The 21,967-nt window shown below is 55.1% G+C and carries 2 protein-coding genes; both read right to left on the bottom strand.

What is annotated here, in order from left to right:
- Positions 1-51 precede the first annotated feature (51 nt).
- On the bottom strand, positions 52-12,063 hold the full coding sequence (locus TW77_RS02315) for a non-ribosomal peptide synthetase (RefSeq protein ID WP_046003367.1): 12,012 nt from the start codon (positions 12,061-12,063) through the stop codon (positions 52-54).
- On the bottom strand, positions 12,063-21,965 hold the full coding sequence (locus TW77_RS02310; RefSeq protein WP_046003366.1) for a non-ribosomal peptide synthetase: 9,903 nt from the start codon (positions 21,963-21,965) through the stop codon (positions 12,063-12,065). Before TW77_RS02310 ends, TW77_RS02315 begins: the two co-directional genes overlap by 1 nt.
- Positions 21,966-21,967: the final 2 nt, after the last annotated feature.

The raw sequence follows: 21,967 nt of genomic DNA, 5'->3' as shown, positions 1-21,967 counted from the left end.
ACAACCAAAGTCAAATCAAAACAATTTAAAAACATATTGCTAAACAATAGACTACAAATCACAGTAGCTCTCTATTATTTCCACCACAGCACCCACCTGCTGGTGCTGCAAAATTGACAAGTGGTTGCCTGCTACTTCGTGGCAACGCACTTTGCCGTTCAGCGCCTGCCAACCCATATCGGGCGCCAGAGGTCGGCCTTCAAACTCATTGGTTTCGCGCGCTTTAATTACACAAAGCGGACAGTTTAGCTCTGCGGGTAACTGCACATCGGCCATAAGCTGACCGCGAAACACCGCCTGCAACCGCTGAAGTTGCTCGGCGCTAAAGTGATAGCCCGACTGTGCCATGGCATCTGCCAGGCAAACGGTTTGTTCCTCAAGCGGTTTAGCGCCGAGTTCGCTAAGCTGCGCCGCGCACAAACCCAACGCAAAGAAGGTATTAAGGTTTTCAAGCATCAGCTGACTGGCCTGCGTAGCGCTGATAGCCACCGAACTTTGCGTGGGTCTGGGCGTATCCAGTATGGTGACTGACGCCACCGAGATATTCAGAGAGCCGCTTTCAGAGCCTTCATTCGCACTTAAGCGCTGCGCCATTGCCAGCGCAATAAAGCTGCCAAAGGAGTGGCCAACAAGATGAACCGGACCAGACTGCGCCTGCGCAAGTGCCGACAAATAGTGCTGCGCCGTGGCGTCAACTGAGCCGATTACATCGGGGTCGTGCGCCACCACATCCGGTTGCAGGCCGTACACCGGGACTCGCTTATCCAGCCTTTGCACCAATGACTGAAAGGCCATCAGCAGACCACCGGCTCCGGCTATCAGCACCACAGGTGTCACTCCCGGACTGCCAGCTTGCAGGCACAACAGGCTCTGAAGCGCCTCTGGTTGCTGCTGATTGGCCCGCTGGAAATCACTTAACGCCTGGGCCAGTGCACCAACGCGGCTATGCTGTAACAATAAGGAAATGGGCACCTGTGCCTGCAGTGCATCGCACAATTCGCTGTGCAGCCGCATCAGCAACAAAGAATGGCCACCGAGGGCAAAAAAGTCGTCGCTCAGACCTACCCGCGGGCAATGCAGTAACTCGCCAAGATAGTCACACAAATGGCGCTCGAGGGGTGTTGATGGCGCAACATAGTCTTGCGGCTCAGCCAGAGTCAGGGTCTCTGCCTCTCGCTCGAGTGCTTTTCTGTCCAGTTTGCCGTTGTGGTTATGGGGCAGCGCGGCTCGCGGTACAATCCACTGCGGTACCATGTAGGCTGGCAACAGCTCGGCCACTGCAGTTTTAAGATGAGCCACATTTGGCTCATCAGCAGCTTCAATAAAGGCTATCAGCTGCTCGTGTTTGACTATCACCGCACAGGCATCAACACCGCTTTGAGCTAGCAGTGCGCGCTCTATTTCAACCAGTTCAATACGATAACCCCGCACCTTCACCTGCTCGTCCAGCCGCCCTAAGAAGTGCAATTCGCCGTCCACCACTCTGACCTTATCGCCGGTTTTATAGCAGCGCGTTTGCGTATGGGGATTGAGCACAAAGGCCTTGTCTGTCTTCTCGTTATCGCCCAGATAACCCAGTGCCAATGCACGGCCGCTGATATACAACTCACCGGCAAAGCCATCCGGCAACGCTCTGAACTCGCTGTCGAGCACATGTGCCGTTACCCCAGCCAAAGGCAAGCCAATGGGCACAGACTCGCCCTGGAAGTCGGTCACATCCTGAAGCGTGGCCGAGATGGTGGTTTCGGTCGGGCCATAAGCGTTAATAACCCGGACAGACGCGCCATAATGTGCCTGCCAAGCCCGCAGTGCCGCGCTTTGCATTTGCTCGCCACCGACGGTGATGATGCGCATTGCGCTGCCCAAATCAACTGGATTGACCGCCAGCTGCTGCCAGTAAGCCGTTGGCAGGCTCATCAGGCTCAGCTGCGCATGACGCGCCAAGTCCGCCAGCGTCTGACTATTGAGCAATTGTTCCTGCTCGGCCATCACCAGGGTTGCGCCACTGAGTAAGGTGCAAAATACTTCTTCGGCAAAAACATCAAAGCTACAGCTGGCAAATTGCAGATAGTTGTCATCCGGTGTAATGGCATAATTGCTTTGCAAAGCAGCCACATAATTAAGCACACTGCGGTGGGCCACTTGCACGCCTTTTGGCTCCCCGGTGGTGCCCGAGGTGTAAATCACATAACAAGGCGCATCGCTGTGGCAGGTGCGCTGCACGCACAGCGCGGGCTGTGCTGATATTTCTGCCTCACACGCAGCCAGGTCTACCACAGGGCAATCCGGTGTTGCGCCCTGCCAGTTTTGCTCGGTCGTGAGCAACACCGCAGCGCTTGCATTGGTGAGCATATATTGGCGTCTTTGCTCGGGCAGCGCGGGGACCAGCGGCAGGTAGCATGCCCCCAGCTTTAGCGCCGCCAAAATGGCAATGATCAGCTGTGGTCCGGGCGCTAAACACACCGCCACCACGGACTGACCTGCCTGAATACTGTGTTGTGACAGCAGGTAATTCGCGAGCCTTGCTGCGGCGTCATCCAGCTCGGCATAAGTCAGGGTTACGGCGGGCTGCTCAATCCCGGATGGATAATAGCGAATAGCCGTACACAGCCCATAACTTGCCCTGATGTGCTCAAACGCCTGTTGTAAGGTGTTATGGTCGATGCTCTGTGCCTTTGCACCGGGCAGCCCGAACTGTGCCAGCGGTGTAATTTGCTGTGGCTTTATCAGCGATAACTCGGCCAGAGTAGCCTCTGGTTTTGCCATAAAGGCCGCCAGCAAATCGGTAATTAAAGCCAAACTTTGCTGCGCTTGATCGCTCGTTAACAGGGTTTCGCGATAGCTGAGGGTCAGCGACAGCTGACTTGCCACGCCGACCACAAAAGTGACTGGGTAATGGGTCTGATCCCGCTCAGAGCAGACTGTGACCTTGAATGGCCCAGAGTCTTGCGCCAGCGGATCGGTTGGGAAGTTTTCAAATACATACAGGGCATCGAACAGGTCGCCGCTGTTATCAATCTGGCTCCATTGCTGGACTTGTGACAGCGGCGTGTGTGCATATTGCGCCAATGACGCCTGTCGCTCTCTGATCTGCAACAGGTAGTCGTTAACCGTTAGCTGCCCTGGGGTATTAATCAACACCGGCTGAGTATTAATATACAGGCCGACACGCTCGGCTACACGAGGCAGAGACTCCGGACGTCCGGATACGGTCTGACCAAACAACACATAGTCACTCTGACAACAAGTGCGCAGCCAGTAGGCCCAGGCACCCTGGATCACCTGATTAAGCGTTAATCCTCTTTGCTTTGCAAAGTCACTTAGCTGGGCGGTGAAATCCGCGCTCAGCGTTTCTGTTATCTCACTGACGCCGTGGTTTTGCTTATCCCTGATTGCCAGGTGCTCAGTGAGCAGCGTAGGTGTGTCGACCTGTGCCAGTTGTTGCTGCCAAAACACCTGCTCAGCGTGTTTGTCGCGTTTATCTAGATACTCAACATAATCGCGAAAAGGGTCAGCAAGTGTTTGCACCATGCGCGTTTGTACCCGGGCCTGGTAGTGCTCAATCAGCTCGGCAAACAGCACCGGCAGCGACCAGCCATCCATAATCAGATGATGATACGTCCAGATCAGCCCGTGGCAATGCTCGCCAAAGGGCACCAGTCGCAAGCGCATACAAGGCGCGCGCTGCAAGTCCAGGGGCTGCTGATATTCCTGGGCTGCTATCTCGGCCAAACGCGTTTTCACTTGTTCATCGAATGGGCGTGGCTCATCCATTTGCAAAGGCAGGGCTCGCTTGTCATAAACCACCTGCGCGGGCTGATGTGCCGTGACAAAAAACGCCGTGCGCAAAATTGAGTGGCTGGCAGTCAGCTGCGTCCAGGCGTAGGTGAATGCCTCGGTGTCCAATGCGCCATCCAGCAGCATCACAGATTGCTCCAGATACGCTTTATTGTCAGTGCCTTGGGCATGAAACCACATACCCTGCTGCAATGGCGTCATCGGATAAATATCGGCCACACCCTGCCCGGCTTTGTCCATCAGCTGGGTTAACTGCGCGCGGTCAAGCTGGGGCAGTAACGGGAAGTCACTGGGCGTTGGGCTGTTTTCGGATTGTGCTAAACAGTGAGCAAGCACCTCTTCAATCGCCTGTTCAAAGTGCGCACTCAGCTGCTGTGCGTCTTGCTCGGTATAATATTCTGGTGCGCATTCCAGCGTCACAGACAGACGGCCCCCGTTCACCGCTGCAGTAATTTGCAAGGCCGCAAACACCGCATCGGCTTCGCTTCGCAGACTGCCCGTGGGCTCAGAGGCATCACCAAGCAACCCGCGGTGATCCAATACAGTGTCCAGCTGCCCGAGGTAATTAAAGAAAGTTTGCGTGCGAGTGTCTATCGTCAGTGATGCCCGCACCTTCGGATCTGGGTGGGTATAACACAGCGCCCCAAATTCACTGCCATGGCGGGTCGTCCAGGCCAGTTGCTCTTTAACGGTGCAGATCACCTCGGCCAGGGCCTGCTCAGATTGACCAACCGGGCTGCTCATGCGCAGCGGGAATAACGCGGTGAGCCAGCCGATAGTGCGACTGGCATCGAGCGCGCCTTTGAGCTGAGCGCGCCCATGGCTTTCAAGCATAACCACCTGCTCTGGACGCTCATAATAGCGCAGCGCGGTCCACTGCCAGGCACTCAGCAACAGGGTTTGAATGGTACTTTTGTATGCCCGGTTCGCGTCATTTAACAGCTGTTGAGTCTGAGCCGGGCTAAGCTGAATTTTATTGCAGATGGCTGCATCGTGCATGCTACCAGAAGCGCTGGCCCCCAGTGGCCGCTGGTTTTTTGCGGCTTTCGCGGCTTCCTGCCAGGCGGCGAGATACTGGCTTTCCCGCGCCTGCTCTTGCAGATAAAACGCAATGGCATCCAAAGAGGCACTGGCCGGTGGCAAGTGTATAGCCTGAGCGTTTTGCGCCTGAGTACATGCCTGTTCAAGGTCAGCCAGCAAAATACGCCAGGAAACACCGTCAATTAATAAGTGATGGGCAACCAGCAGCAGCCGATTGCTTTGCTCGGTATCTGGCGTGGCAATATGACACACTTTTAACAAGGGCGAGCCATCGAAGGTAAAACTTGCCTGCGCTTGCTCCCTGAGCTCAGCAAAAGCCTCCCGCCAATCTATACCTGAAGCACTGAGGTCGTTATATTGGCACACCTGAATGCTCTCGAGCTGCTCGCCAATGTACAAATGTGCATGGTTCCTGACCGTCAGCCGCAGCGCGTCGTGACAGGTCAGCAACCCCTGCACGGCCTCACATAAATGACGAAAGGAGAGTGATTTATCGACGCTCAGCATGACGGCCTGATTCCAGTGCTCGGGCACTGCAAATGCCTGAGCGAAAAACCACTGCGCAATGGGATGAGGGGTTAATTTGCCAACAAAATGCTGCTGCTCGCAGTCGCAATCGCCCTGCTGTGCGCGCGCTTCGTTGCTAACAAAATTTGCCGCCAATGCCGCCGCCGTGCTGTGCGAAAAAATATCGGCCACTGACAGGTTAATGCCCGCGGTTCGAGCCCGGCTGGCAAGCTGAATGGCCAAAATAGAATCGCCACCACTGGCAAAAAAGTCATCCTGAGCCTGCATGTCTGGTTTGTTCAGCAAGGCTTGCATCAACGCTAAAACCGGATTGTGTCCGGCTTTCGGGGCGCTCGGCGTATCTAGCTGCGTCACCTGCTCATCGCCTTCCTGCTCGGCCAGCTGCACCAGCGCGCGACTATCCAGCTTGCCGTGGGCCGTTAAAGGCAGTGCGTCCAGCATCACAAATGCGCTCGGCACCATATACTCGGGCAGTCGTGAGCGCAGCTGACCGCGCAGATGTTCAGCCAGTTCGCTCCGGGACGACAACGACTCAGACACCACAAACGCCGTTAGTTGTTTATTACCTGGCTGGGTTTGCGTTATCAGCACCGCACATTCGGCTACGGCTGTAAGTTCGCGTAGCTGGTGTTCGATTTCAGCCAGCTCAATACGATAACCGCGTAATTTGACCTGCGCGTCGTTTCGGCCCACGTAAGCAATACGGCCGCTGTTGAGTCGGCGGACCAAATCGCCACTGCGATACACGCGCACGCGCTCGCCGTTGTCCAGCGTGAGCTCAGTGAATTGCGCATCGCTCAGCTGCGGTTGATTGAGATACCCCAAAGCCAGCCCCGGACCGGCAATACAGAGCTCGCCAACCATGCCATCGGGCACACTGCGACTTTGCTCGTCAATGATATAAACCGCGCAGTTATCTACCGGCAGGCCAATATCCGGCAACGCTTCGCAGGGCTGAGCAACCTCACCCGAGGTTGCGACCACAGAGGCCTCAGTCGGGCCATAGTTATTGATCAGTTTAAAGTGATACTGAGCGCGCACGGGGTTGAGCCGGTCGCCGCCTACCAGTAAGTATTTCAGCTGAGTGGGGGCAAAGTCGGCGTCTGCCAGCATCACTTCGGCGATCGGCGTGGCCAAAAAGCAATGGCTGACCGCTTCACGGCTCAGCAATGCCGATAGTCGCTGCGGGTCATTCAGCTCATTGCTGCTGACAAAAACCAGCGAGGCATTGGCACTGAGATAAGGCCAGATCTCCCAGGTCGCGGCATCAAAGGCGATATTAGCCGTCTGACTGCCAACACTGCGCGCGTTCAGCGCAAAGGCACGCTGGTGCCAGTGACATAAATTGCTAAGCCCGCAATGCGGGATCATCACGCCCTTGGGCTGCCCTGTGGTGCCCGAGGTATAAATTACGTAAGCCAGCTGGTTTGCGTCGATTGCGGGTAACGGCTGCTGCGCATAAACCGCACATAGCCCAGGCAAGTCCGGGTTGTCCAGCCATACCTGTTTGCATGCCGGGTAAGCGTCAAACTGCCCGGCAAAGCGCGTCTGCGTCAGCAGCCACTCACTGGTGCTGTCGCTGATAATATGCTTAATGCGTGCCGCTGGATAGTCGGGTGACATGGGCACATAAGCCCCACCGGCTTTAAGCGTTGCCAGCATAGCCACGACTAGATCTATACCGGCATCGCAACTAACCAGCACCCTTTGCTGTGGCTTAAGCCCGTGCCCGACCAGATACTGCGCCAGGGCGCAGGCGCGCTGTTCCAGCTCGCCATAAGTGAGTGTGCTATTCAATTCAGGCGCTTTGATTGCCACTTTGTCGGGTGTCTGGCGTGCATGCCGGGCAAGTTGTTCAACCAGCGTGGTGCCTGGTACCGGATGCGATTGTCCGCTAATGGCCTGATAGCGCGCCTGTGTTAACGGGATTTGTGCAATATCCAGCTCGGGGCTGCGGATAACTGCGTCCAGCATCACGCCGAACGCCTCGCTCATGCGAGCAATGCTGGCAGCATCAAACAAGGCGGTGTTGTAGCACCAACTGAAGCGCAGTCCGTCGTCGGTTTGCACTGCACTAAGCTCAATGTCGAATTTGGCCGTCACAGACACCGCCTGCTCAGCCTGTACTGCAATATCAGCCAGCTGTAATTGGGTGTCCAGCTGCGGGTTGAGTGCAAAGCTTAACTGGAATACGCCCTGATGACTGAGGTCGCGTGCCACATTGAGTGCATCCAGGATCTGCTCAAACGGCATCGCCTGATGCGCCTGAATATCCATCATCAGCGCTTTTTGCTGCGCCAATAGCTCGCTAAACGTCATGTCTGGTGTAAAGCGTGTACGGATAGGTAAGGTATTAATGAAAAACCCGACCAGCGGCTGCAACTGGCTGTGCTCACGACCGGAGAATGGTGCACCGATCACCACATCAGCGCTGCGACTGTATTTACCCACAAACAAAGCAAATGCGGTTTGCAGCCAGGTAAACAGCGTGATGTCGTTATCACGGCACTGAGTCTGGATCTGCTCGCACTCTTCGGTGTTCAGGTGGGTAAGATACACAGCGCCATGATTGGCGGATGTGCGCGTTCTGGCTCTGTCCAGCGGCAACTGATGCAATGGCGGGGCATCTGCCAGATTGGCAAGCCAGAAGTCTCGGTGTACCTGCAAGGCCGCGTCATCCAGGTTAGTGCGTTGCCACTGTGCATACTCAGCATATTGCAGCGGCAATGGCTGAGACAGCCACTCGGGTAACGGTTGGCCTTTGGCAAAATGCTGATAAAACGCCGCCAGTTCAGCGGTTAAAATCGCTAAAGAGTGGGCATCGGCAGCGATATGATGCACATTCACCCGCAACTTGTGTACATCATCGGCGCATGCCATCACAGTCAGTCGCAGCATCAAACCCTGGCTTAAATCAAATGCCAGCATGGCATCGTCACGCTGTGCGCTGAGCCAGCGTTGCTGCTGCGCGCGCGGGGTCAGCGAGCGTGCATCAATATAAGTCAGCGGCACTGCAAAGTCTTCACTGACCACTTGCTGTGGCCCTTGCGCCTCATCTTGTATTATCTTGCTGCGCAGCACCTGGTGGCGGCTAAGGATCGCCCGCCATGCCTGCTTAAATGCAGCCAGATCCAGTGGTCCATTGAGCGTAAAAGTGCCGGGCATATGATACTGCGCCGAATCTGGCATCATTTGCTCGACTGTCCACAACCGCGCTTGTGCAAACGACAAGGGCAAAGGCGCGGAAGTATCAGCTCGTGGAATGTCCGCAGTCAATGCCACATCGGCGTCGCCCTGCTCTATCACTTTGGCAAGCTCAGCCACAGCGGGGTTTTGAAACACATCCTTTAACGTAACAGGCAGGCCATGCACTTCCCTGAGCTGGCTAACCAGCTGAGTGGCAAGCAGTGAATGTCCGCCGAGTCGGAAGAAATGGTCGTCCAGGCCGACCTGCTCAACGCCCAGCAAGGCAGAAAAACACCCGACAACGGCTCGTTCAGTTTGTGTTCCTGGCGCCCGATAGGCCGCCTCCTGGCGCAATACGTCCAGTGCCAGCAAGGCTTTTTTATCAATTTTACCATTGCTGGTCAGGGGTAAGGCATCCACCACAACCACATTGGTTGGCAGCATAAATTCGGGCAGTGTGCTGCGCAGATACCCTTGCACCTGAGTGAGCGGTTCATCCAAATGAACGCCACTAACTGGGACCACAAAAGCGCTGATCCGCGCGCCCTGCTGATCATTGCGATTAAGTAACACACTAACGGCCTGAAGCTGAGGATGCTGGCGCAGCTGGTTTTCAATTTCACCCAACTCAATGCGATAACCACGTACTTTAACCTGATCGTCGGCGCGACTGAAGTAGGTCAGCTCACCATCGGGCAGAAACCGCACCAGATCGCCGGTTTTATAAAGCTTTTTGTCGCCAGATGTGGCGAACGGATCAGCAATAAAGCGCTCGGCATTAAGCGCCTCTCTTTGCCAGTAACCCCGGCATACGCCCTCGCCGCCCACATACAATTCACCCACCGCGCCCATGGGCAGCAACTGTTGGTGTTTATCCAGCACATAGCATGAGGTGGTTGGAATGGCATGGCCGATATTGCTTACGCCCAGCGCCAGATCGGCTTGTGTGAGGCGTTTAAAAGTCACATGCACTGTGGTTTCGGTAATGCCGTACATATTGATCAGCTGGCAATTATCAAAGCGACTGGCCCAGGGCTTGAGCTTGCCTGGCTGTAAGGCTTCGCCGCCAAAAATCACATAACGCACCCGGCATCGTGCCTGCTCGGCCTCGGGCAAAGCGCACAGGGCTGATTGCAACACATAAAAAGCGCCCGGTGTCTGGTTAAGCACCGTGACTTTTTCGCTCAGTAAGCAGCGGGCAAAGGCCTGCGTGTCCTGACTCACCGCTTTGCTTACCACCACCAGTTTGCCGCCAAACAGCAAAGCGCCGTACATTTCCCAGACCGAAAAATCAAAACAAAATGAATGGAACAGGGTCCACACATCGTGCTCATTAAAATCAAATAAAGCAGGCTCAACGTGCAGCAGACGTACCACATGGCGGTGCTCAATCTGCACACCTTTGGGGCGCCCTGTGGTGCCCGAAGTGTAAATCATATAAGCCAGATGCTGTGGCTGAATATCCAGCGCCAGATCATCGCCAATCGCAATGTGCCTATAAATGGCCTCATCGTCTATGCTGATTATCTGCTCCGCGCAGCTTGCAAAACGTGCCTGGGTGTCGTTGTCGACTATCAGCCAGCGGCTGCCAACATCGCCAATAATGTACTCTATCCGCTCTGTGGGGTAATCCGGGTCTATGGGTACATAGGCCGCGCCGGCTTTTAAAATCGCCAGTAAGGTCACCACCATGTTCACCGAGCGGGTAACACTGACCGGCAGCATGGCTTGGGGTGTGATGCCGCTTGCGATCAGTACTCTGGCCAGTCGATTGGCGCGGTTATTTAGTGCTTCGTAACTCAGGCGCTCGTGCTCATCGACCGCCGCTACCCGCTGGCCAAATTTTTTCACTTGTGCCTCAAACAGGCTAACCAGCGTTTGGCTGGTGTCCCAGTGTGTGTCTGCATACTGGGCATGTGCCAAAATTGCCTCGGTTTGCGACTCGCTGAGCAACCCAACTTGCCCAATCGGCGTTTGCGGCGCAGCAACCAGTTGCTCAAGCATAACGGCAAAACTCTCCGCCCAGTGGGCGATGGTCTCGCTGCGATACAGGTCGCTGTCGTACTTCCAGTTGAGTGTCAGTGCATTTGTTTCATCGTCCAGGATGGCACTCAGTTCCAGGTCGCATTTAATGTCAATGTCATCACTGGCCTGGGTTTGCTCAAGGGTGCTCAGACCGGGTAAATTAAGCGCCTGCGCCGAAGTATTTTGCTCCAGCGTAAACAGGATCTGCACCAGTGGATGGTGGCTCATGTCGCGCTCACACTGTAACGCTTCGACCACTTTATCAAACGGCACCTCACGATGCTCAAACGCCGCCAGGATCTGCTCCTTTTGCTGCGCCAGCCAGGCGTTAAAAGGCATCGACTCATCAACGCTTGCCGGGATCACCAGAGTATTGACGAACAGGCCAATCAGCGGCGTCAGTTCAGGGTGGTCGCGCCCAAGCACTGGCGTACCAACCACCACCTGCTCGTTTTGCGTGACTCGGCCGATAAACAACATAAAGCTGCTCAGTAACCACATAAACGGCGTGACGGATTGCTGTGCACTGTGCGCCTGAATGTGCCCGCTCAGCGCTGCGCTTAACGTCTGACGATAAACCCGGCCGCACTGGGTTTGCACCGCAGGGCGAACAAAGTCACCAGGCAGCGACTGAATAGGATCCAAACCTTGCAGCGCTTGCTGCCAGAACGTTAGTTTGTCGGTCAGATACTCAGCCGTCAGCGTGTTTTGCTGCCAGCTGGCATAATCACCATACTGCACGCTCAGTGGTGCCAGTTGCGGGGCGTTCTGATGCCCTAACTCTGCGCTATAAAGTGCCTCAAGCTCCCGCACCAGTACTTGCATCGACGCACCATCCGACACGATATGATGCATGTTAAACGCCAGATAATGGGTCTGCTGATCTGAAATCACCAGTGCCCGCAGCAGCGCATCGTGGCTTAAGTCAAACGGCCGGGCCAGAAACTCGCTCAGCTGATCGCGAATTGCCTGCGCCCGACCGGCCCAGGGCCACACACTGGCATCTCGCCACTCAAACGGGGTTTCGAGCGTGTCGGCCACCTTTACAACCACGCCTTGTCCGCTTTCATTGCTGGTGATAAAGTGACTGCGCAGAGAGTCATGACGGGCAATCAGCGCGGCGATACTGGCTTTGAGCGCGGCAATATTCAGCGCCCCGGTGAGCACAAATTCAGCTGGCATATAATACTGGCTGCTGCCTTGCAGCTGCTCGATAAACCACAGCCCCTGCTGGGCATAACTGGCAGGCAAAGGCCCTGAACGGTCAGCAGGTGTAATCGCCGCATGCGACAATTCAGCCGCGCCGCGCTGCTGTTGAAAATACGCGATGATGTCGGCTTTATTCGCCACGATGCGCTGTTTAAGATCCGCCGGGAAATCCCCTTTTTGCTTAAACGCCAGCGCCCCGTTTTTTTCATACAAGGTAATGCCCGCTCGCAATGCATCCGCGATTAACTGCTCAATTGCTATCAACTGTTCCGTCATTACAAAAACATCTCTTCTGAAGTGTCGTTTTCGTTATCATCCTGAGCCTGCTCTGCCATCGCCCGATGGATCTCAATCCACTGCGCCAAAGCTGCCACTGTAGGGCGCTCAAACAGGGTTCTGACCGACATGCCGACCCCGAATTGTGCCTCAATCAGGCCAATGCATTGCGTCGCCAGCAAAGAATGGCCGCCCAGGCTAAAGAAATTGTCTGTTACGCTGATTGATGTGCGCGCTAATACCGATGCTAGGATCTCGGCAAGAGCTGCTTCGGTATCGTTGCGCGGTGCAATCTTCTCAGTCGGTGAGTCGCACTGCGCGCCTAAAGCATGCAGCGCTTTTACATCCACTTTGCCGTTGGTAGTCAAAGGCTGTGCAGCAATCAGCACATAGCGATACGGCACCATGTAGGCCGGTAATGACTCGCTGAGGCGCGCCGACAAGGCACCAGACAATTGCGCATTAGCCAGCACAGCTGCGCCGGGCTGTTCGCTTTTTTCATCCGAACTCACGACCAGATAGGCTTCCAGGTTATCGGCCGTTTCATTGAGTGCCACTACAGCCTGCTCAATGCGGGAGTCTTGCTGCAACTGCTCAGCAATTTCTTGTGGCTCAATGCGATAGCCTCGCAGCTTCAGCTGGTTATCAAGGCGATGACAAAACTGCAGTGCGCCAGGTGTGCCATCGTCGTTCACCGACCAGCGCACCAGATCGCCACTGCGATAAAAACGCTGCTCACTTTGCTGCGCCCCGACAGGCAACCAGACAAACTTTTCAGCGCTGAGATCGCTACGATTCAGGTAACCCTGCGCCAGGTTATCGCCACCGATATACAGCTCGCCCGTCACACCCACAGGCACCGGTTGCATTTGCTCATCCAACACCAGCAAATGGGTGTTGGCGATGGGCTGACCAATGGGTACCTGCACCAGTAAGTGCTCATGAAGCCGTGCAATTTCCGACTTATCACAGTGATAAGTGCTGGTACCTACCGTGGCTTCGGTCGGGCCGTATTCATTGACCCAGGTAACATTTGGTAATCGGGCGCTCAACTCAACCAGTAGTGCAACTGGCAGCGCTTCACCGCCTACAATCACCTTGTGCGACGCTGCAAAGCTACGCTCGTCCGACAAGCCGCATTGTTTCAGTACAGCAACCACGCCCTGTAAATGGGCCGGAGTGACTTTAAACATGCCGGCAACCTCACCACACAAGCGACTGGCAAGCTGCTTTAACATGCGCTCGTCATCGGCCAGCATGTCGATGCACACACCTTGCAACAAGGCAGGCCAGATGGCGGTTACCGTGGCATCAAACGCCAGCGGCGTGCTCACGGCACTAAAGCTGAGGTTTTCATCGACATACTCATGGCAGGCATGATCAAGATAAAGCGCCAGATTACCCTGGGTGATCGCCACGCCTTTGGGCTGGCCGGTGGTGCCCGAGGTATAGATCACATAGGCCAGGTCTGAATGCTCGCTGCTGGCAAAATGGTCGCGTACCTGCTTAGGCTGCCAACTCTCTGGCTTATCCATCTCCAGCACCGACAGCGGCGGCTGCTGTACGGCATCTATCACAGGTTTTAACTGCGCCATTAACGGGCTGCTGGTCAGCAACCAGCTTGCGCCACTGTCGCGGATCATAAACTGACATCGGGACGCGGGCAGCGTCGGATCAATGGGTACATAGGCAGCACGCACCTTAAAGGCCGCCAACATGGCCACCAGCTGGTCGCATCCTGCGCTCAGGCACAGAGCAATACGCGCGCCCGGTTTTACGCCCTGCTCCAGCAGGTAACTGGCCAAAGTACTGGCCTTATGCTCGAGCGCCTGATAGCTGAGCATACAGGCATCGGCGTCGCGCACCGCAAGCCCGTTTGCATCGTGCTTTGCCCGCGTACTGAGCCGCGTGTGAATGCACTGCGAGTTAATCGTTTTATCTGCGCCCTTAATATTCACCAGCTGCTGTTGGCGAGACTGGGTGAGTACAGGTAAACTGTGGACTGTGTGCTCAGGAGATTTCAAAATGGCGCCGATCAGCACCTCGAAAGACTCGGCCAGTGCCGCGATGGTGGCGGGTTTAAACAGGGCTGAGCTAAAGTTCCACTCCAGCTCTATGCCATCGCCGTTTTCGATGGCGTTTACCTCCAGATCAAACTTCATCATAGGCTGTTCTGGCGCTTCAACTTCAATGTGCAGCTGCGGCAGCACCAGGTCGGTCGTTTCGTTGTTTTGCAGTGCAAATAAAATTTGGAAAACAGGCTGGTGTGCGAGATTTCGCTCAGGCTTCAGCGCTTCGACCAGTTGCTCAAAGGGCAGTGCCTGATGCTTAAACGCATCCAGGATCACCTGTTTTTGCTGCTCCAGTAACTGATTAAAGCTTTGCTCTGGCTCAGTGCGCGTGCGTATCACCAGGGTGTTGACAAAGAAGCCGATTAAATTGGCCACTTCGTTGTGCTCACGCCCCGCAACCGGCGAGCCAATCACCACATCGTCACTCTGGCTATAACGCTGGATCAGCAGTGAAAACACGGTATGCAGCCACATAAACAAGGTGACGCCTTGTGCCTTACAGTGTTCGTGAACTGCCCGCGTGAGGGCAGCACTGAGCCGCTGGGTATGGCGTAAACCGCTGAGCTGGGCCATAGCCGGGCGAGGATAATCGAGCGGCAACTGATGAAGCGGCGGATAACCATCCAGTGCCTTTAACCAGTGTTGTAAATCTGCCTGACCGCCATCTTTAGCCCAAGTATTGCGCTGCCAGTAAGCAAAGTCGCCATATTGCACAGCTAAGGGCTGGGTAAGTTCCACTGGCAGCTGATAGTCGTCTTCTTTGGCAAAATGACGATAAAAGGCAATGAACTCGCGCACCAAAATCGCCATCGACCAGCCGTCGCTGGCAATGTGATGCATATTAAAATGCACCCGATAGTCGTCTTTGCCAAACTCAACCAGCAACACCCGCAGCAGCAGATCCTGGCTGAGATCAAAGCGGTCGGTTGCGTTGGCATACGCCGCCTGCTGCCAGCGCTGCTGACGAGCACGTTCACGCATTTTGGTGAGGTCGAGCTGAGTCAGCGGTAAATCGAACTGGCTGCTGACCTGCTGGACAGGCTCAGCTGAGTCCGCGACTTTTACGATCCGCGAACGTAACACCTCATGGCGCGTTATCAGGGCATTGAGCGCTTCGCTGAACGCGGCTTTGTCGAGCGTGCCGCTGAACTTAAATCCGGCAGGCATATGATATTGCGTGCTGGACGCCTGAAGCTGCTCAATCAGCCACAATCTTTGCTGTGCAAACGACAGGGGCAAGGGCTGCTGGCGCGACACAGGCACAATCGTTTGTGCGGCAGCGATTGGGTCACACCGCTCCAGCACCTCAGCCAGCGCCGCAATGGTTGGTGTTTTAAATAGCTGAGGGAGCGTTATCTCCAGGTGTTTCTGCTGGCGAATTTGGCTGATCAGCTTGATGGCCAGCAGCGAATGGCCGCCGAGGTCAAAAAAGCTGTCGTCCAGATCAAAATGCTCCGTCAGCAAAACATCGCTGTAAAGCTGATACAGATACGACTGCATGGACGTGAGGGCCGCCAGGTCGATGCTTTTATTGGCTCTGGCCTCTCGCTGCTGCGCCAGCGCTTTGAGTGCTTTGCTGTCCACTTTGCCATTGGCCGTGAGCACAATGGCCTCAACACGATTAAACTGCCCCGGGATCATGTACGGCGGCAGATATTGCGCCAAATGATTGCGTAAATGACTGTCTGGCGGGACTTTGCCGTTAAGGTAGACAATATGAGCCTGCAACAATTGCTGGGTTTCATCGACCGTCACCGCGCAGTCGCGTATGCCATCGAGTTCGCGCAGATAATGGCAAATCGCATTCAAGTCGATGCGATAGCCGCGCAGCTTAATTTGTTCGTCGCTGCGGCCACAATACCTCAGGTAGGCCAGCCGGCCCTGCTCATCGCTGTGCCACTTTACCTGGTCGCCACTGCGATAGAAGCGCACTGGCGGTTGCCCGGCAAAGCTCAGGGTAACAAACTTCTCCTCATTCAGCGCATCCTGGTTAACGTAACCCGGACTCACCACAGCCCCACCAATCAGCAGCTCCCCGGGCGTGTTGGCCGGCACGGGCTGGTCACACTCATCGACCACCACCATAGCAACGCCCGCATTGGGCAGGCCGATTGGCACATCAGGATGACGCAACGTCGTGTAAGGGTTCAGATCCGGGGTCAGCGCAAACACGCTACAGCCCACCGTTGCTTCCGTTGGGCCATATTCGTTTATCCAGGTGCAGGCTGACAGCTTTTCGCGCAGCGCGAGCAGTAAATCGGCATCCAGCGCCTCACCGCCGATCACCAATGTGTGAGGGGCACTGTTACTGCCCAGCTCATCCATCAGTGCCTGAACGGCCCGTAAATGGGCCGGTGTGAGCTTAAACAGGCGTGGCCGGATGGCATTAAACAACAGCTCAGTGATGGCCGCCAGCTGGTGCGGCCCTTGAGTCACGACTTCAACCTCACCGCCGCACAACAGCGGCGGCACCAATGCGGTGATGGTGGCATCAAATGCCAAAGGCGTGCTCACCACCGCCAGCGGTAAGGTTGTATCGGCATCCAGGTAGGTATCCATGGCATGAGATAAATACACATTCAGGTTGCCATGGGTGATCATCACCCCTTTTGGCCGCCCGGTAGAGCCCGAGGTGTAAATGATATAGCACAAGCGCTCTGCATCCGTGAGCGTTGATTCTCCCAACTCTTCGACGCCGGGCGCAGACACCGGATAACCGGAAAAGTTAGACTCAACGTCAAATAAATCATCCAGAAACAGAAAGTCGGTGGCACTTTCAATTAGTTTCTCGGTGTCATCGCTGAGTGCCAGTATCATCACAATATCAGCATCTTCAACGATGTAAGACAGGGATTTTTCCGGTGTGTCGTAGTGTAAAGGCACATAAACATGACGGGCTTTAAGAATAGCCAGCACCGCGATAACCATGGCGGGGCCTGAGGGCAATAGCAGCGCCAGGCGGCTTTGTTCTTCAAACCTCATCTCAAGCAGGCAGTGCGCCAACTGATTCGCCCTTTGTTCTACTTCAAGGTAAGTATAGGATTCGCCGTTACACCGCAGCGCAATACTGTGTGGCTGGAGCTCGGCAATGGCACTGAAATGGTGATGCCAGCCAATATCGCTGCCTGGCTCATGGTTTTGTGGTGCACTGAATGCAAGTAGCTGCGTCAGCTGGTTTGCATCAACCAGACTATGGGCACTGATCTGCTGCTGCGGCGCATCCAAACAAGCGCCCAGTAACTGCGTATACTGGCGGGCAAACGACTCAATGCTGTGCTCCTGCCACAAGGCGCTGTCGTATAGCCATTCAACGGCAATGGTATCGCCGCAGTCAATCACTGACACTTCCAGGTCCAGCTTAGCGCTGCGCACGCCGGTATCATTCACCGTGACATCCAGCCCATCCAGTTGCAGCGCTTCATTAACCTGGTTGTTAACCCGGAACACTACCTGGATCAGCGGATGAATGCCTAAACTTCGCTCACTGTTGAGTGCCTCGACCAAAGCATCAAAGGGAATATGCTGATGATTAAGCGCACTGTGCAGGGTCTCGCTGCTCTGTGTCAGTGCATCGCTAAAACTCATGTCGGGCTTGATGTGATGGCGAAGCACCAGTGTATTGATAAAGTTACCAATCACGGCTTCCAGCTCGCTGAACTCACGACCGGCAACCGGTGTGCCCAGAGCAATATCGGATTGACCAGACAGACGGCTCATCCACAGTGCAAAAGCACACTCCAGCACCGCAAACAGGGTTTGTCCGCTGCTGGCAACAAAGCCGCGTAAGGTCTGGCTTAGCTTTGCAGGCAATTCGTAGCAGTACAAAGCACCGCCGCTGATCACCTTGTTCTCTCTGGGGTTATCCTGAGGCAGCTCATGCACTTTGGGCAAATCCGCTAACTGCTTTTGCCAATAGGCTAAGCTGGTTTGCCACTGAGGCAAGGTGGCCAGATTGCGCTGCCAGTGCACATAATCTACATAACTGTGTGTCAGGCTGCCCGCCTCATGCGGCTTACCTGCACAGGCACTGCGATAGGCGGCTTCTAACGCACGACACAACACGCCGATTGACCAGCCATCCGACACAATATGGTGCATAGTGACTACCAGCACAGACAGTTGCGCATCGAGTTGCAACAACTGAGCCCGCAGCAACAAGTCCTGGCTCAGGTCGAACCCGGTATGATAATCCTCGGCCAGTAATTGACGCAGCGTGTCGGCCTGCTGTTCATCATCGAGCTCACTTAAATCGCGTTGTTGGAGCACAAAGTTCAGCGTGTCATTAAAGGACTGAACGGCTTCGCCCTGGGCGCTTTGAGCATAATTGAAGCGCAAAATGCTGTGCTGCTGAACCACCTGCTCGAAGGCCTGTGACAGCGCCGCAATATTAAGCGCACCTTTAATGGTAAAGGCGCCCTGCAAGTTGTATTGCTTGCTGTGGCCCTGCATCTGATCCACAAACCAGATCCGCTGCTGGGCAAAAGATAAGGGGTGCTCACCGGCCTGTTCAACCTTCACCAAAGTGTTACCCAGATGAATATCCTGCGCCAGTAAACAGCGCTCCAGCTTGGCAACCGTGGGGTTGGCAAAAATGGTTTGCAACGACAGCACCCGCTCAAACCTGGCGCGAATATGATTGGCAAGTCGCATGGCCAGTAAAGAGTGGCCGCCGATTGAAAAGAAGTCGTCATCAGCAGAGATTTGCGCCACACCGGTTAATTCACTGAACAAGGCGGCTAACTGCTGCTGTAGTTGCGTTTCAGGTTGCGTGTACTGGCGCTCGTCACACACAGGCAGTGCAGCCAGCTGTTTACGGTCGACCTTACCATTACCCAGCACCGGCAGCTGCGCCAGCGCCTTGAAGTGGCTGGGGATCATAGCCTGCGGTAAAAGTGCGCCAAGTGCATCACGCAAACAGGCCGCGGTGACCTGCTCGCGAGCTGCAACATAATAAGCCGCTAAGGTGTCAATACCCGCCTGTTTACGTGCAATCACAGCAGCAGCTTTTACCCCTGGCAGGGCCGCCAGCTTAGCTTCGATTTCACTGATATCGACACGATAGCCACGGATCTTGGGTTGATTATCTAGCCTGCCCAAGTATTGCAGCTCTCCCTGATGAGTCAACCGAACCCGATCGCCGGAGCGGTAAAACCGTGCAGACTGCCCATTTGGGGTCTGACATTGCACAAAATAGCGCTCGCTCAGCTGGGGCGCACGCACATAACCACTAGCCAGTGACGCACCACCAATGTAAAGCTCGCCTGGCATACCTAGCGGAACTGGCTGCCCCTGCGCGCTCAGCACTAAAACGCTGACATGGTCCAGCGGTTTGCCAATAGGATAATGCTCAATGCGGGGATCCGGGCGCTTAGCAATCGTGTGCGTGATCACCCCGATACAGGTTTCGCTGGGACCATAATGGTTAACTATGTGGGCTGTGGGATAGTGCTCCTGTAATTCGGCGACTAAGGTCACATCCAGCGCCTCGCCGCCTAAGATCCACTGTTCAATTGCAGGTTGGTTTTCACCCTGCGCTGCAATTTGCGGCAACAATTCGCGGGCGAACGATGGCGTTATCTTCAGCAGGTTCACCTGCTGCTCCGTCAGCATGTCGACCAGTTGTTGCGGTTCTGGCAGCGCACGCGTCCCGGGCATGACCACAGTGCCGCCCTGCGCGAGGGCCGGGTAGATGCCAGTCAGGCACAGATCGGTCGCAAGCCCGGTTACAATACCGGCGCGCGTGTGGCCCGAAAATTCAATACGATGAGTAACAGACTCGCAGTAGCTGGCCAGTGCGCCATGACTGACTGCCACCCCTTTTGGTTTGCCTGTCGACCCGGAGGTGAAGATCACATAAGCCAGCTCATTGGCGTTCAACTCTGTTGTCGCATCCAGCGCTTTGGCGGCTGTGTCACGCTGTAGCAGCTGCTGATACTCCCACACCACTATTTCGCGTTCATTGAGTGCAGCCTGTGCCTGTGTTGTCATTGTTTGGGCATCACAGACCACCAGGGTACGGCAACCAGCCTGCTCCATAATTTCTATGATCCGCTGTACCGGCGTATCTTGCTCTATGGGCAGATAAGCAGCTCCGGCACGCATCACGCCAAGTAAAGCAACCAGGCTTTGTACGTTACGACTGACCAGCACGGCAACCACAGTGTCGCCCGGGGCAATATCATTGAGCGCAGTGGAAAGGTTGGCGGTTTGCGTGGCTAACTCTGCATAACTCACAGACTGAGTCGGGTCATTAGCGGCAACAATTGCTGGGTGTGTGGGATTAGACTGACTGTGCGCCAGAATTTGAGGTAACAGCAAAGGCGCAGTGCCCGCATCCGGCGGGGTGCCAAGCAGCTGCTGCGCGGCATCAACCGAAGGCAGTCTAACCTCTTCGAGCGACTGAGCAGGGTTATCACTGAGCGCACTCAGCAAGGCCTGAAAATCATCGGCAAACTGGGCAATCAGCTGCGGTGCAAACAGATCTACGTTGTATTCAATTTCTGCAACCATGCCCGTCTGATGCGTACTCAGGTTTAATGTCAGGTCAAACTTGGCACTGTGGTTATTGAGTGTGAACAACTGCGCTTCCAACTCCCCTGCACGCAACGGTTCTGGCGGCACAGCGTCATAATTAAACAGCACAGTAAACAGCCGGGATGTACCGGCCAGCTTTGCCAGTGCGTCCTGCGATACGCTTTGATTGTCGAGCGCTTGCCTTATCTGAGTCTGAGTGCATTTGGTCAATTCGCTAAACCGCATATCGCCATTGAGCTGCAGGCGCAGCGGTAAAGTATGGATAAAACAGCCGATCATTGACTCGAATTCGCTGTGCTCGCGGCCCAGCACAGGCACGCCCACCGTAATATCCTGCTGCTGGCTGTAGCGATGAAGTAGCACATAAAAAACACTCAGCAGCGCAGAAAATGGTGTCACCCCCAGCTGCTGGCAACTGTGTTCAAAACGCTGACATGGTGCCTCTTCCAGTTTAAATGAATGGCTTGCCCCACGAAACGAGGCCTCAGCCTGTCTGGTATAGCTGGTCGGCAATGAAAACGCCGAAAAGTCAGCGAGTTGCTGTTGCCAGTAAGCATGCTGTTGCTGGTAACGCTCGGACTGCACAAAGCGCTTTTCCCAGTGTACATAATCCAGATATTGCAGCGGCGCAGCCTGTGTTTGCGCTTGTGTCTGTAACACATCCAGCAATTCGTTGACGAGTAATCGCACCGACCAGCCATCCGCCACCAGATGATGCAGCATCAGATAGACCCACTGCCCTTCACTTTCGTCAGGCTCGCAGATCAAAGCGCCGCGGATCGGTAGCGATTTTTGCAGGTCAAATCCTTGGCGCAACAGCGGTTGTAACTCGGTTTCAATCCGCGTCTGGGTGAGCGGCGCTGGCACCGATAGCTGCGCTAAGGTTAAAGACAGTTCGGTATTAACACGCTGACATCCGCCCTGCTCTGTGGCAAAAAACTGGCTGCGTAAAATATCATGGCGGACAAGCAGGGTATTCAGTGCATCTTCAAGCTGCGCCTTGCCAACCGGCTGCGAAAGCCTGAGCAACCCGGCCATGGTGTAGGCCACTTCACCACCATGGTATTGATCTATAAGCCAGATCCCTTGCTGGGACGCAGACAACGCCCCCTGCTTTTGATGGTGCGCCTGCATATATGCAATCAGCGCCGGCTTATTGGCTTTAATTTTATTGAGCTGCGCTGCAGGCACAGTGGCAAGGTGAGTGCGCAGTTTCAGGCGACCCTCTTGCAAATAAACATAAATCCCCTGACCATCCAGTTCGGCCAATAATGCTTCAATTGCTGAATTTTCCATAC

It is taken from the genome of Pseudoalteromonas rubra (assembly GCF_000967655.1).
Taxonomy (GTDB): Bacteria; Pseudomonadota; Gammaproteobacteria; order Enterobacterales; family Alteromonadaceae; genus Pseudoalteromonas; species Pseudoalteromonas rubra_A.
The sequence above is the reverse complement of the archived record's forward strand: the minus strand, read 5'-3'. Positions and strand labels throughout refer to the sequence as shown.

What these genes read in the sequence shown, in the direction of transcription:
- TW77_RS02310 (WP_046003366.1), bottom strand. Translation starts at nt 21,965, where the DNA reads ATGGAAAATTCAGCAATTGAAGCATTATTGGCCGAACTGGATGGTCAG.
- TW77_RS02315 (WP_046003367.1), bottom strand. Translation starts at nt 12,063, where the DNA reads ATGACGGAACAGTTGATAGCAATTGAGCAGTTAATCGCGGATGCATTG.